This is a genomic window from Streptomyces sp. NPDC005799 (genome assembly GCF_040630525.1).
In the GTDB taxonomy this organism is placed as follows: domain Bacteria; phylum Actinomycetota; class Actinomycetes; order Streptomycetales; family Streptomycetaceae; genus Streptomyces; species Streptomyces griseorubiginosus_B.
On record NZ_JBEXXQ010000006.1, the window covers coordinates 1 to 12,911 of the forward strand.

Here is a 12,911-nt window from a genome sequence, read left to right on the forward strand (position 1 = left end):
TGTCGCCGCCGGTCTCCGCGATGAGGGCTTCGGCGACGCCCTGGCCGACGCCGGGGATGGTCTGCAGCAGCTCAAGCTGGCGGGAGAAAGGGAGCATCTCCTCCTCGATCCGCGCGGACAGCTCCCCGATGGCCTCGGTGAGGTGGTCGATGCGTTCCAGGTGCAGTCGGCAGAGGAACGCGTGGTGTTCGCCGAAGTTCCCGGTCAGCGCCTCGACCAGTGCGGGGATCTTCGGCCGCATGCGGGCCTTGGCCATCCCCGCCAGTTGGTGGACGTCGCGTTCACCCTCGATCAGGGCGGCGAGCATGGCCCGTCCAGAAACCCCCATGATGTCGGTGGCCACGCTGGAGAGCTTGATGCCCGCGTCCTCCAACTCCTTCTCCAGCCGCTGGACTTCGCGGGTCCGCTCTCCGGTGAGGCTGGTGCGGTAGCGGGTGAGGTCGCGCAGGTGCCGGACTGGCTCCGGCGGCACGAACGAGGCCTTCAACAGCCCGCATTCACCCAGCTGGCACAGCCAGGCCGCATCGGCGACGTCGGTCTTGCGGCCGGGCAGCCCCTTGGCGTGCGCGGCGTTGACCAGGATCACGTTCAGACAGTCCTCCAGCAGGTAGAACGCCGGCCGCCAGTAGTCGCCCGTGGCTTCCATCACCACCAGGGTGACCTTCTCGGCGAGCAGCCAGTCCCGCAGCTGAAGCAGCGCGTTGGTCATGGTCGCGAAGGTACGGATCTCCTGCCGCCTCGAGCGCCGCCGGCTCGGATTCGGGGTGCGGACGCACGCCTTGAGATCTTTCTTGCCGATGTCGAGTGCGGCGCATCGCTCATGCAGTACGTCCATAAACCCCACCTCCTGGAACGGCAGTTGTGCACAAGCGCCGTCCGGAGGAGCCACAGGGCTAAAAGAGTCTGGTCCGCGTGCTGCCGCAACAATCAACAGTCCCTGTCAGCAGCCCCCGACGCCATACTGACACGCGAGCTCACAAGGCATCACAGATTCGTCGGCGTCCCGGACGGACACCGGCCCTATTTTCCCGCCACCACGGCGGCCAGCGCAGCGGCCTGGATTACTGACGCGTAAATACCAGCAGGTCAGTGTTGGTGTGGGCAGGGGTGGGTGCCCGGTGGACGTGGTGGTCGCCGGGTGTCCTGGCTCGGGTCGGTCAGGCCGCGCCTTCCAGCGGGTTGAGGGTGACGGTGTAGCCGAGTTGGTTGAGCGTGTTGATCGCGTGGCGGGTGGCGCGTTCGGGGTCACGCTGGGCGAAGTAGGTGCCGCCGTGTTCGACGGCGACCAGGGCCACGATGCGCAGAAAATAGAGCATGCTGAACACTTAAACAAGGCGAGCGGGTTCTTGTTTTTTTAGATCGTGGTGAACTAATTTCCGGTCTCGGCACCCGGCCCGCCGGTGGAACCTGTGCGGTCACCTCCGTCCACGCCCCACCGACGCATGCCCTCGTCCGAACTCCCTCCCTGGATGTCGAGATGACCACACGTCCCCCTGCCTCCACGGCAGACCCGCTCACCACCACGTCCGAGAGCACCTCGGCAGAATCCGGCCTCCAGGCCGGCCTGAAGAACCGCCATCTGTCGATGATCGCCATCGGCGGTGTCATCGGCGCCGGCCTGTTCGTCGGCTCCGGCTCCGGCATCGCCGCCGCCGGCCCCGGCATCCTCATCTCCTACGCCCTCGTCGGCATCCTCGTCGTCCTCGTGATGCGGATGCTGGGCGAGATGGCCGCGGCCAACCCCACCTCGGGCTCGTTCTCCGCCTACGCCGACCGGGCGCTGGGCCGCTGGGCCGGGTTCACCATCGGCTGGCTGTACTGGTTCTTCTGGGTCGTGGTGCTCGCGGTCGAGGCGACCGCCGGCGCGAAGATCCTGGCCGGCTGGATACCGGCGGTCCCGCAGTGGGGCTGGGCGCTGATCGTCATGGTCGTGCTGACCGCTTCCAACCTGGCCTCGGTCAGCTCCTACGGCGAGTTCGAGTTCTGGTTCGCGGGCATCAAGGTGGTCGCCATCGCCGCGTTCATCGTGGTGGGCGGTCTCGCGATCTTCGGTCTGCTGCCCGGCTCGGACCACCCCGCGTCCGGCTTCTCCAACCTGACCGGCCACGGCGGCTTCCTGCCGCACGGGCCGGGAGCGATCCTCACCGGCGTGCTGATGGTGGTCTTCTCCTTCATGGGCAGCGAGATCGTCACGCTCGCGGCCGGCGAGACCGCCGACCCGCAGGGCGCCGTCACCAAGGCCACCAACAGCGTGATCTGGCGGATCGCGGTGTTCTACCTGGGCTCGATCCTGATCGTGGTGTCGCTGCTGCGCTGGGACGACCCGGCCATCCTCAAGGACGGCTCCTACGTCGCCGCCCTGAGCTCCATCGGCATCCCGCACGCGAGCCAGATCATGAACGCCATCGTGCTGACGTCCGTGCTGTCCTGTCTCAACTCGGGCCTGTACACGGCCTCGCGCATGGCGTTCTCGCTGGCCCGGCGCAGTGACGCTCCCGCCTCCTTCGGCCGCACCACGCAGCGCGGTGTGCCGCAGGCGGCCATCCTGGCCTCGGTGGTTTTCGGCTTTGTCGCGGTCGCCTTCAACTACCTGTGGCCGGACACGGTCTTCCAGTTCCTGCTCAACTCCTCCGGTGCGATCGCCCTGTTCGTGTGGCTGGTGATCTGCTTCTCGCAGCTGCGGATGCGCAGGATCATCGAGCGGGAGACGCCGGAGAAGCTCGTCGTCCGCATGTGGCTCTACCCCTACCTGACCTGGGCCACCATCGCGCTGATCACCTTCGTCCTGGGCTACATGCTGACCGACACCGCCGATGGCGGCGGACGCGACCAGGTGGTCCTGTCCACCCTGGTGGCCATCGGCGTCGTAGCCGTCGCACTCGTCCGCCAACGGCTGGGGCGGAACAGTACGCATGACGTCACCCCGTCCTAGGGACCGGGCTCTGTAGGGCGACAGCCTGCCCTCGACCGGCGGCGGTGGTGCGCTCCCCCCGCACCGCCGCTGCCCCATATGGCCCGGACCGCTGATGCAGAACCGCGCCCGGGACGCTTTGCTCCCTGCGCATCACGTGACGATCAGCGAGCAGGCCCGCCCGCGTCCCAACTCTCCTAGGTTGCCCTGCATGTCATTCCTGTCGACTCGCCGCAAGGCCTCCCGCATCGTCCTGGAGCTTGACGACGTGCACCTTGGGAAGCTTCTCAAGTCGCTGCGCACCACGACGCGATCGGGCGCGATCGCGAGCACGGATCTGCGCGTGGTGCAGATCGCCGACTTCCTGAAGCACCCCTCCCAGGACTGGGACCGCCACACGTTCCGTCTCGCAGTCCTGGCGCATTTCCTGGCGGAAACGCCGGTGCCCTCGAGGTGGGCTGAGCGGGAGCCGGACAGCGCCACTGCCCTTGCCCTGCACGCCTGGTCCGAGGTCTTCCGGGCGCGTGCAACGGGGAATGCGGAAGGTGCCTCGCGAGCTAGCACGAACTGCCTGCGCGCTGCGGATCTCGCCCCGCTGGACCCCACCCCGTGGATCGTCCTGCTGGAGATAGCGCGCCTGGAGCGCCACCGCGCAGCTGAAACCTTCTACGTCTGGAACGAGCTACTGCTCCGCGACCGCTGGAACCGCGATGCCTACCTGAGCATGATGCGCTACCTGACTCCGGACGAGGCCGGTTCGCGACTGCAGGTACTGGAGTTCGTCGACTCCCTCCGGTCACGCATGCCCGTCAATGCGCCCTGCGCGGCGACGGAACTCACCTCCCAAGTGCTGCACTATCAATCGATCCGGACCCGGGGTGGAGTGGAGGGGCTCATGGCACGCGCCTACTGGACCGATGTATATGTCACAGCGGCGCTCGACCGTGCCTCGCAGCACTGGACACAGCCCTCGTTCCTCAGCCATGCAGCTGCGCTTGCCGACCTCAATACGCTCGCCTACGCGCTGATGTCCGCCGATCGTCACCGCGAGGCCCTTCCCGTCTTCCGGGCCATCGGCGGTGCGGTCACCACCTGGCCCTGGCGGTTCGAAGGAGACCCGCTGACCGCGTTCCAACGGGCGCAGGGTCGTGCCGAAGCCGGCCGGTGACACCATCCGGAGATCTTTGACGCTGCAGGTTCCTCCTGATACTCGCCCCATTCCTGGTGCCCCATGGCGACAAGCGACGCCGGCCGTGGACGACTGCCCCATCGTTGTTGTCACCGACGGGGATGAGATCGCGGTCCTGTCCCCCCTGTGTCGTGGACGAACAGGCGCTGCAGGTGGGTCAACGAAGACGCCGCGGCCCGTGTCCGCAGCGTGGTCAACCGGCTCGGCTACGTCCCGGCCTCGCCGGCCCGCAACCTGCAGGCCGGCCCCACTTCCGTCATCGGCCTGCTCACCCCCGATATCAGCAACACGTTCTTCGCCGAGCTCGCCAAGGGTGCCGAGGACACCGCCCCCGACCTGGGCTACGGACTGATCCTGTGCAACACCGGGTTCGACGCCGACCGCGAGGACCGCTATCTCGGCATGATCCGCAGCCGGTTCATCGACGGCATGGTGTACGCCTCCGGGGCACCGCCCTCCCACAGACGGCCGGAGGCCCTGATAGGCAAGTGGCAGTGCGGCCCGCTCTGCCGCCCGCACGACGCCGTGGAGCACGTACGCGGCGTCGGCGCGTCCTGCCCGGCGCGGGCCGACCGGGCGCCACGGCGGCCGGGCAAGTCGGCCGCCGAGAACGAGAACGAGAAGGTGCAGGCCGAGAACCAGCGTCTGGCCGTGGAACTGGCCAGGTCCCACAAGGCATTGGCGATCCAGGAAAAGGCACACGAGCTCTTGGAGCTGCCCTCCGGGCGGCCCGGGGCGGCGCCATTCAGACATTGTGTCCGGTTTGATCATGTGAAGTGGAGGGTGGTAGGGGGCGGAGAACGTCGTGGGCGTGGTGGCGAAGCCCGGCGGCGATGTTGGTGTGGCCGGCGAGTCGGAGGGCGCCGATAGCCAGTTGCGCAGGGCGGCCATGGCCCGTGGCGCGATGCCGGTGCGCACGTGGGAGGCGTCCTCGGCGTAGGTGGTGTCCCGAATGTTGTCGATCCCCCAGTTCTCCCGGATCCGCCGGGCTATCTCGGCCGGGGCGGCCTGTTCGGCCATCAGGTCGGTGACTGCGTAGATGCGTTCGAGGGTCGCTTTGCCGGTGGTGGTGATCCGGCGGCGGCGCACGATCTGCACGGCCTGTGCCAGCGCGGGCCGGGGCCGGTCGCTATGCGTGTGATGGGCGGTGGTGCGGTCACGGTGGGCAAGCCAGGTGCCGACGGCAGCGTCGAGGGCGTCGCCGTCGATGCGCTGGAGGATGCGGCGCACGGTGGCCTCTCAGCCGGGTGGCGCCCAAGACGCCGGGACACATGGAACTTTCCGGCCGATCAGTGTGGCCACTCGTGCAGATCCATCACCCCAAAGAGCCGGAGTCAGTAACGTCGAATCCGGGCGACGTCTCGGCACTCGTCATGTGAGCGATGCGACGGTCGTCACCACGCCGGCGGACGTCGCGGCTTCCTGCACGATGCGGGCGAACCGGGCAGGTTGCCCCAAGGGCCCGAAATGGTCGGTTCCGTCGAGCACCAGTGCCTCCCGTCCGAAGATCCGCGCGAGGTCGTCACTGCTCTGCTGCAGCTCTGGTGCCGTCTCATCACCTCGGACGACGAAAACCGGACAGGTGACGGCGTCGAGCCTGCTCAGCAGGTCGTGGTCGTGCGTCCGGGCGAACGTCTCCGCCTCGGTCTCGGGAGTGCACCTGAGCGTGACCTGCCCATCGTCGGTGTCCCTGAAGCCGTGCTCCACGTAGGCGCTCAACGATGCCGCCTGCACGGCCGCGAAGGGGGGTTTGCCGGCATAAGCCGCCATCGCCTCGGCGCGGGAGGGGAAGATCGCGCGACGTGCTCGGGTCATGGTCACCATCGCACGCTGGTAGGCGAGGAGTTCCGCCGGCACCGGACCCGGCTGGGGGCGCATCGCCGGCTCGTGAAGGACGAGCAGCGAGAAACGCTCCGGATCCTCGGCCGACGCCATCAGCAGGGCGACCGCGCCCAGCGAGTGGCCGACTCCCACCATGCCTGGTCCGGCGTGGTCGGCGGCGCGGCCCGCGTCCCTGCCGAAGCCCTCCCACGCCAGGTCGGCGCCCGCAGGCAGGAGCGAATACCCATGCCCCCGGAGATCGACAGCCCGGCAACTCCAGCCGCGCAGGTGGGTCGCCACAGGATCCCACACGCGACCGTGCAGCCCGGTGCGGATTCGACCCGGATTCGACCCGAGGGCCCCAGACTCCCAAACGACCAATAGTTGACCTGCAGTGATGCTGATTCTGGCCGGTGTACCGAGCATCCGCCGGCAGAGGAGTACCACAATTGAAACTAAATAGACATTGTTGGGTGATTAACGCCACGTTGTGAGTCGTCGTACCCCGCCGTCGCCGCCTCCGGCTCCCCCGAGCGCGAACCGAATGGCCGCACCACGCGGCACTCGACTCTGGCGACTGGGGGGTGACAGAACGAGGCTCTGACCAGCCTCTTTGCAGATGTCCTTCCGCCTGGCAGAAGCCGTCTTGCCGAGCCGATGCAACCCTCACGACCCTGATTCCAACCACGGCACGCGGGGCGAGGGCGCCCCGCCGACAGGGACGGGAACTGCCATGCCGCACATCACCGCTTTCGCCAGGAACCAGTGGTACAGCTAGCGCATCTTTCTGACCAGCGCTTATGCGAGGCGATGAGGCTGTGACCTGCTAGGACGGGTTGCAGAGGCGATCGGAGGCAGTCAGAGGAAACCGCTCTGATTCGACCCCGGTTCGACCCGGGTCGCTCGGAGGCAGTCAGAGGCATCAGCCCCTGAAACTGGCCTTTGAGGGACCTGAGTTGGCCGGCGTGGATCACGGGTGGACGACTCTGGTGGTGCTCTGTTTCGATCTCGGTCGAGCTGCGATGGGGACGCCTGCCTCCGCTCGGGGCCGGTCGTACGAGGGCCTCCAGGACGGCCATCCTGGGGATCTCGCTGGCACCGATGGAGGTCGGTTCCGGATGCCGCCCGTGGTTTTAGCGGGCCTGGGTGGCGTCCACGTCTTTGCGAGACGACCCCACCGTGACAGACAGCACTCATCACGCCCTCTCTCTACGAAACTCCACCGAATTCCGCGGCATTGTCGGCCGCGCCCAACTACCGTCGGCCGCGACCGATCTCATTCTGCTCGGAGACCTCACCGGCCGCTACGCCACCGGCAGTTACAGCCGACTCGCCTCCGACGGGCGAAGCCTGATCCTGCGCGGGGACCGCCAGGGCGCTGCCGAGCACGGTCACCGGATCACCGCGGCCATCGCCTGCCACGTCGCCCGCGCCGGCGGCACCGTCGACCAGCTCACGCAGCTCCTGCTGCACCCCGAGCACGAAGGCGGACGGCACACCCGCGGCATCGCGCTGCGCTCCGGGCAGACCGGCGCCCTGGACTACATCCGCCGGGTCTGGACCAGCGCCTCGACCGCAGTCGGCACCACCTTCGCGCTGGGATCCCGGCACGAGGCGTACGAGCTGCTCGCCGCGCTGCGGGACCGCATCGAGACCACGCCCTGGCGCGGGGAGCGGGGACGGACCGCGCTGCGGGTGCTGCGCGCGCACCTGAACTTCGCCGAGATCGCGGGCGGCCCCTTGCACCACGCCAGCGAGCGCCAGACCGCCGAAGAGGCGGGCATCTCCCGCACGACTCTGCGGGCCGTCTACGAGACCGTCCTGAAGCCGGGAGGGTGGTTGCGGCGTCTGCGGGTGGGTCATGGCCGGGAGGGCTCGACCTGGTACGTCAACACACCGCCGTCTCGTTTCCGGACCACTCAGTACCCCCCCGACCCGGCACTTGAGGAGTGGACCACCCCTGAGACGGCCAGCACGGCCGATATCGACTCCACCGTCCTCGCACGTCTGATGGACCACGACGCCTTCGCCCACAACGCCCTCGGCAGCGCTGCCCTCGTGATCATCAGCGCTCTGCACGTACGCCAGGACCAGACGGCCGGCGAGCTCGTCGGAACCGCCTCGGTCTCCCGCGCCACTACCTACCGGACCCTGAAACGCCTCGCCGACCACGGCCTCGTCCAGCGCACCGGGGGGACCTGGGCCCTCGCGCCACGCGCTCTGGAGGGCTTCGGTATCCGCCTCTCAGACGCCGAGACCGGCCACACCGCAGCGCCAGCGCAGGGCTGGGACAGGGTCGCCGAGCAACACGGCACCAGCGGCGTTGGGGCCCAGCGCAAAGCTCTGCACACGGCCGAGCGCGCGGCCTACCAGGCGGCTCTGGACCGGCTTGCGGAGCACCGCAGCAGGGCCGTGGTGATCGTCCGCGACGGTCGTCAGGTTCTGGTCCCAGCGCCGCGCCCCGACGAGATCCCGCCGACGTGGCGCGCCCCGGACGGGCACGTCCTCGATCCGACCACGGGCCGTCCGGCTGACGGCTGGCGGGTCGCCACCGACGGCCGCCTGATCCTCATCACCCCATCCGACCAGCGCAGTTACGACGAGCTGGCCGCCGCCCATGCCGAAGCCCTCAGCGAATGGGAGTCCGTCGCATGAACCCAGAACCCCCCGCCACCTCCGACACCAGCAAGGCGGTAACGCCCCAAGCCCTGCGCCAGCAGTACGAGTCCGGCGCCACGGTCGACGAACTCGTCACCGCCAGCGGCCTTTCCTATGGCACCGTCCTCAACCGACTGCACGACGCCGGAACCGTCATGCGCACCTCCTGGCAGACCCGCCGGATGCGCCAGAACCCACAAGCCCGCAGGCGACTCGCGGCCCACCTGCGCGCCCTCTACGAGCAGCGAGGCGCGACCCTCACCGAACTCGCCACGGCGGCGGGAGAGACGCGGCGCGGTGCCCGGCGCCTGCTGATCGAGGCCGGCGGCACCGTGCGCACCACCCAGCAGACCCTGCGGGTTCGCGCGGCAGCGCGGGCCGCCGAACGGTACAAGGTCGCGCTGTCCCTGCGGGCCCGGTACGAGGCCGGAGCAACAGTGCCGGAACTCGCCAGGGAGCACAGCTACTCCGTCGCCACCGTGTACCGGCTCCTGCACCAAGCGGGCACCCGCATGCGGCCCCAGCACCACCATGGGCCGTCCCGCGAGACGAGGGAGCGGCCATGAGACCCCACCTCCTCTCGGGAGTTGCCCACCCCGCCTGGCAGATCGAGAAGGCGGTCGTGTGCCATTCCGGCTGCCACAGGGCAGCACGGGCGCCCCCGTCGTCGGCCGCTCGCCGATGCGCGCGCCAAACAACACCCCTTCCCATTTCAGGAGATCAAGCACACGTGAACGAGAACACCCGTCACAAGACCCTGGCCGCGGCCACGGAACACGTCTGGGACGCGTTCGTGATTGTCGTCGGCATGCTCAAGGGCGGCACCGGCAAGACCACCTCGGCCTGGTTCATCGCCCTCTACTACGCCGTCGTCCTCGGCCTCCCGACCCTGCTGCTGGACGCCGACGCGACCAGCCAGTCCGCCTACGACTGGTTCAAGGTCGCCCAGGCCGCCGGCTTCGAGATCCCGGCCAACCTGGTTGTCGAGCGGTACCCGTTCGACGACATCGCCGAGTACATCCGGGTCAAGCGCGCCGAGTTCGGCGCGATCGTGGTCGACGCCGGCGGCGGCAGCGCTCGCATCTTCCACGAGGCCGTCACCGAGGCGAACCTGCTGCTCGTCCCGGTCGCCCCCACCAAGATCGAGCGCCGCAAGCTCGTAGCCACCTTCGACGAGGCCGAACGCGCCGCCAACCGCAACGAACACGGCGTCACCGCCCACGTCGTCATGGTCAAGGCCGACGACCGCACCAGCCTGCCCAGCCGGGCAAAGGACCAACTGCTCGACCCCGCCGAGGGCGAAGGCATCGGCCCCGACCGCGACGAGGCATTCCCGCTCGCCGAGACCACCATCCACTCCTGGGTGCACTACATGGAGGCCTTCGGCGAGATCCCAACCGAACTGAGCGAGTACGCCGAGCTCATGAAGGAGCTGACCGCGGCATGACCGAAAAGAACGAGAAGCTGAAGCCCCCCGCCCGCCGCGCCGGTCGCACCCTCGGCGGCGTGGCCAAGAAGGCGGCCTCGCCGCCCCCTCCCCCGGCCGCCGAGCTCACCCCCGAGCAGTACGCCGCCGAACAAGCCACGCCCCGGGGCCCGGGCCGTCCCACCGCCGAACCGCCGAAGGGTGAGCCCGCTCCTTCCACCGTCCCCGTCGAGGCCTCCGAGCAGGGCCTGACCAAGGTGGTACCCGAAGCGGCGCAGACGTCCACCCAGCCAACCGTTGAGGCGGTACCGAGCGGCCCGGTGCAGGAGTCGGTCACCAGTCACCCGGTGCGCCCCGCCTTCGACGCCCCCGCGGTGGGGGTGGAATCGGCTGGGGAACGGGCAGAGCGACAACTGCAGCATGAGCCCCCGGCTGCCGAACCTGCAGCTCCTGCGGTGCGGCCCGCGCCGTCGGCCGAACCCGCTGCGGGACACGGCCTCTCCCCCATCATGTCCGCGGCTCCTGATGTGGCCCCGGCCGCCGAGGTGGCGGTTCGTCCGGCAGCTTCTCCGGTCGGGGGCGGTACCGCGTTCCCGGTGAGGACCGAGGGCCCAGGGGCTCACCAGGAGCAGTACGTGCAACCGGAGGCAGCACCCAGCGAGGGAACGCCGTGGGCGCACGGTCCCGGGCGCCCCAAGGACATTCCCGAGACGGCCGTGATCCTCAACCAGCGCATCATCACGCGCGAGAGCCTCGACTCGTCGGTCCCCGCCGCGCTGAAGCTCAAGAAGCGGATCAAGCGCTTCGCTCTGGACAACGAACTCGACCACCTGCCCATCGGCGACATCGTCTCCGTCGCGCTGGACGAGTGGCTCACCGCCCGCGGCTTCTGACACGCCGTAAGGCACACGGGGTGTCCGCGAACGCTCAGCTCGTTCGCGGACACCCGTCCCCCGACTATTCCACTAGTCGACTAGGCGGCTAGCTAGTCGACTAGTGGGCCGGACTGGAGCAGCCCATGCCCGATCTCTCGCGCCATGCCCGTCAGCTACGTGCCCTGGCTGACGCTCTCGACGCGCAATCCGACCTGACCGACGACCCGTTGGCGCCTCATCCGGACACACTGGAGGTCATCAATGGCCGCCATACCAGTCGTGGGCAGATCAACTACGCCGTCCCTGACGCTCTCCAACTGCAGCGGCGCATCCGCCGGTACCACGCGGACCACGGTGTCCAGCACGGCGATATCGTCGCCATAGCGCTCGACGCATTCCTTCGCGCCAAGGGCTACCCTCCCGACTTCACCTCACCCAAGGCCGAAGAACAGTAATCACTCGGCCGGCCCGCGGTGCCCTGCACTTTGGGCCAAGCCGTCGCAATGTCCCAGTGCCCAGCCTCCGAGTCTCCTCCCGCATGCGTGGCCCGGTCGTTGTCGGTGGTCACTCCTATCCTGAGTTGACGTGGACCACGCATGAAGGATGGAGGATCACTCCATGGGGTGGGACAACAACGCGCGGCCTCGGCCTCGCAGATCCGGGCGGGCTATGGCGGGCACTCCGGTGTCCTTCTCGGAGCACTGATCGGATGCCGAAGCGCAGCGTCCAGCAGCGGGCTGGGTTCCGGGGCGAGGCATTCGTCGACAAGGCCGTCTCCGACGCCGGCCATGTGTGGAACGACACCAAGCGTGACTTCGCCATCGACGGTCAGATCGAGTTCGTGGACGCCGATCGGGAAGTCACCGGTGTCGCCGTCCTTGCCCAGGTGAAGGGCACAGAAGTCGGGTTTCGGGGCGCGACCGAGACCGAATTCAAGTTCACGTGCAAGGCCGACCACATCGCCTACTGGCTTCGGCTGGGCCGTCCGGTCGTGCTCATCTGCGTGGACCTGCGTTTCCAGCAGGCGTGGTGGAAACGCGTCGACACCTGGTTCGCCGACCCTGAACGCAAGGCACGGCGCGTCGTTCAGTTCGACAAGGCCGTGGACCGCTTCGACCTCGATGCCTTCAGCCGGCTGTCGGCCCTGGGCGTGCCCACCGGAGAGCCGTTGCCACGGCTTGAGGGAAGCGAACAGCTGGTCTCAAACCTCCTCACGATTGAGGGCTTCGCCCCGCTCATCTACGAGGCGTCCACCCCGTGTCGTGACCGCGGTGAGGCCTGGGAGCGGATGCGGTCGAACGGCAACCAGTTCGAGAGCGGCTTCGTCCTGGCCGCCGGAAGGATCTTCTCGCTATGCCGACTGGACGAGGGCCCGCTGGCCGTGCTGTGCGACGGGCCGGTCACCTCTATCCCGACGCAGAACTGGGCGACCACCGAGGACCCAGACCTGCAACGGCGCTTCATTTCCCTGCTGAACTTCACCCTGCGCTCCGCCCACCATCCCGAATTGGTCTGGCATCCCACCAAGAAGGTCGTCTACATGCAGGCCCCGCCGGACCGATCCAGCCGGAAGATCAAAGGCCGCTACCGCGGCAGCCGCGGACGCACCTTCTTCACCCCGTACTTCGGCAAGGACGACCAAACCAAGATCAGCTTCTGCCGTCACTACGCTGCCAGCCTGTATTTCCGGCGCTGGAGCGAACAGTGGTTCCTGGAGATCAACCCCACCTACCACTTCACCATCGACGGCCGACGCGACTCCCTGTACGACGCCGAGTACATCCAGAAAATCAAGCGGCTGGAACGCAACAACGCCGTCTACCAGCTCGTACGCGCCTGGGCCGACTACCTGCAAGGCGACGACACCCTGTTCAGAAGCCGCGATGAGCGCATCCGATTCGGCCAGCTCCTCAAGCTCGACTGCGACGCCGCCATCGACGAAAGCGTCTGGATTCCGCAAGAACCAGCGCCGAAACCGAGCGTGAACGGGCTGGCCGAGGGGCTGTGGGAGCTGCCACAGTGAAAGCACCA

The 12,911-nt window shown here is 68.2% G+C and carries 12 protein-coding genes; 9 read left to right on the forward strand and 3 right to left on the reverse strand.

Translation table 11 applies throughout. The features are described 5' to 3' along the window. Together ABZ453_RS07795 and ABZ453_RS07800 are read right to left on the reverse strand one after the other, a co-directional pair. The coding region (locus ABZ453_RS07795) for an IS110 family transposase (protein ID WP_359012638.1) at window positions 1-835 on the reverse strand (835 nt) is incomplete at its 3' end. A gap of 322 nt (window positions 836-1,157) precedes the next feature. After that, window positions 1,158-1,316 carry a hypothetical protein gene (locus ABZ453_RS07800; RefSeq protein ID WP_359012640.1) on the reverse strand — a complete coding sequence of 53 codons (159 nt, stop codon included), beginning with the start codon at window positions 1,314-1,316 and terminating at the stop codon, window positions 1,158-1,160. 161 nt (window positions 1,317-1,477) lie between these two features. Between ABZ453_RS07800 and ABZ453_RS07805 the strand changes: the two genes are divergently transcribed. From ABZ453_RS07805 to ABZ453_RS07815, 3 genes are all read left to right on the forward strand, one after another. Next, window positions 1,478-2,932, forward strand: a complete 1,455-nt coding sequence (locus ABZ453_RS07805; protein WP_359012642.1) for an amino acid permease — start codon at window positions 1,478-1,480, stop codon at window positions 2,930-2,932. A gap of 190 nt (window positions 2,933-3,122) precedes the next feature. Next, a complete protein-coding gene (locus ABZ453_RS07810; RefSeq protein ID WP_359012644.1) occupies window positions 3,123-4,079 on the forward strand; it encodes a hypothetical protein in 957 nt (318 codons plus the stop codon). A gap of 147 nt (window positions 4,080-4,226) precedes the next feature. After that, window positions 4,227-4,970, forward strand: a complete 744-nt coding sequence (locus ABZ453_RS07815; protein ID WP_359012646.1) for a LacI family DNA-binding transcriptional regulator — start codon at window positions 4,227-4,229, stop codon at window positions 4,968-4,970. 501 nt (window positions 4,971-5,471) lie between these two features. Here the strand turns inward: ABZ453_RS07815 and ABZ453_RS07820 are convergent. Beyond that, entirely contained in the window at window positions 5,472-6,347 is an 876-nt protein-coding gene (locus ABZ453_RS07820) for an alpha/beta hydrolase (RefSeq protein ID WP_359012648.1), read from the reverse strand. A gap of 753 nt (window positions 6,348-7,100) precedes the next feature. Here ABZ453_RS07820 and ABZ453_RS07825 point away from each other — a divergent pair. The 6 genes from ABZ453_RS07825 (at window position 7,101) to ABZ453_RS07850 (ending at window position 12,903) form a co-directional block, all read left to right on the forward strand. Beyond that, the gene (locus ABZ453_RS07825) at window positions 7,101-8,576 is read left to right on the forward strand and encodes a MarR family winged helix-turn-helix transcriptional regulator (protein WP_359012650.1); all 1,476 of its coding nucleotides are present in this window, start codon (window positions 7,101-7,103) and stop codon (window positions 8,574-8,576) included. After that, window positions 8,573-9,145, forward strand: a complete 573-nt coding sequence (locus ABZ453_RS07830) for a helix-turn-helix domain containing protein (protein WP_359012652.1) — start codon at window positions 8,573-8,575, stop codon at window positions 9,143-9,145. The genes ABZ453_RS07825 and ABZ453_RS07830 overlap by 4 nt, the downstream gene beginning before the upstream one ends. 164 nt (window positions 9,146-9,309) lie before the next feature. Further along, window positions 9,310-10,026 carry a ParA family protein gene (locus tag ABZ453_RS07835; RefSeq protein WP_359012654.1) on the forward strand — a complete coding sequence of 239 codons (717 nt, stop codon included), beginning with the start codon at window positions 9,310-9,312 and terminating at the stop codon, window positions 10,024-10,026. Next, entirely contained in the window at window positions 10,023-10,898 is an 876-nt protein-coding gene (locus tag ABZ453_RS07840; RefSeq protein WP_359012656.1) for a hypothetical protein, read from the forward strand. The genes ABZ453_RS07835 and ABZ453_RS07840 overlap by 4 nt, the downstream gene beginning before the upstream one ends. A 125-nt stretch (window positions 10,899-11,023) precedes the next feature. Further along, window positions 11,024-11,335, forward strand: a complete 312-nt coding sequence (locus ABZ453_RS07845) for a hypothetical protein (protein ID WP_359012658.1) — start codon at window positions 11,024-11,026, stop codon at window positions 11,333-11,335. A 254-nt stretch (window positions 11,336-11,589) separates the two neighbouring features. Next, window positions 11,590-12,903, forward strand: coding sequence for a DUF4365 domain-containing protein (locus ABZ453_RS07850; RefSeq protein ID WP_359012993.1), 1,314 nt, complete (start codon window positions 11,590-11,592; stop codon window positions 12,901-12,903). Window positions 12,904-12,911 lie beyond the last annotated feature (8 nt).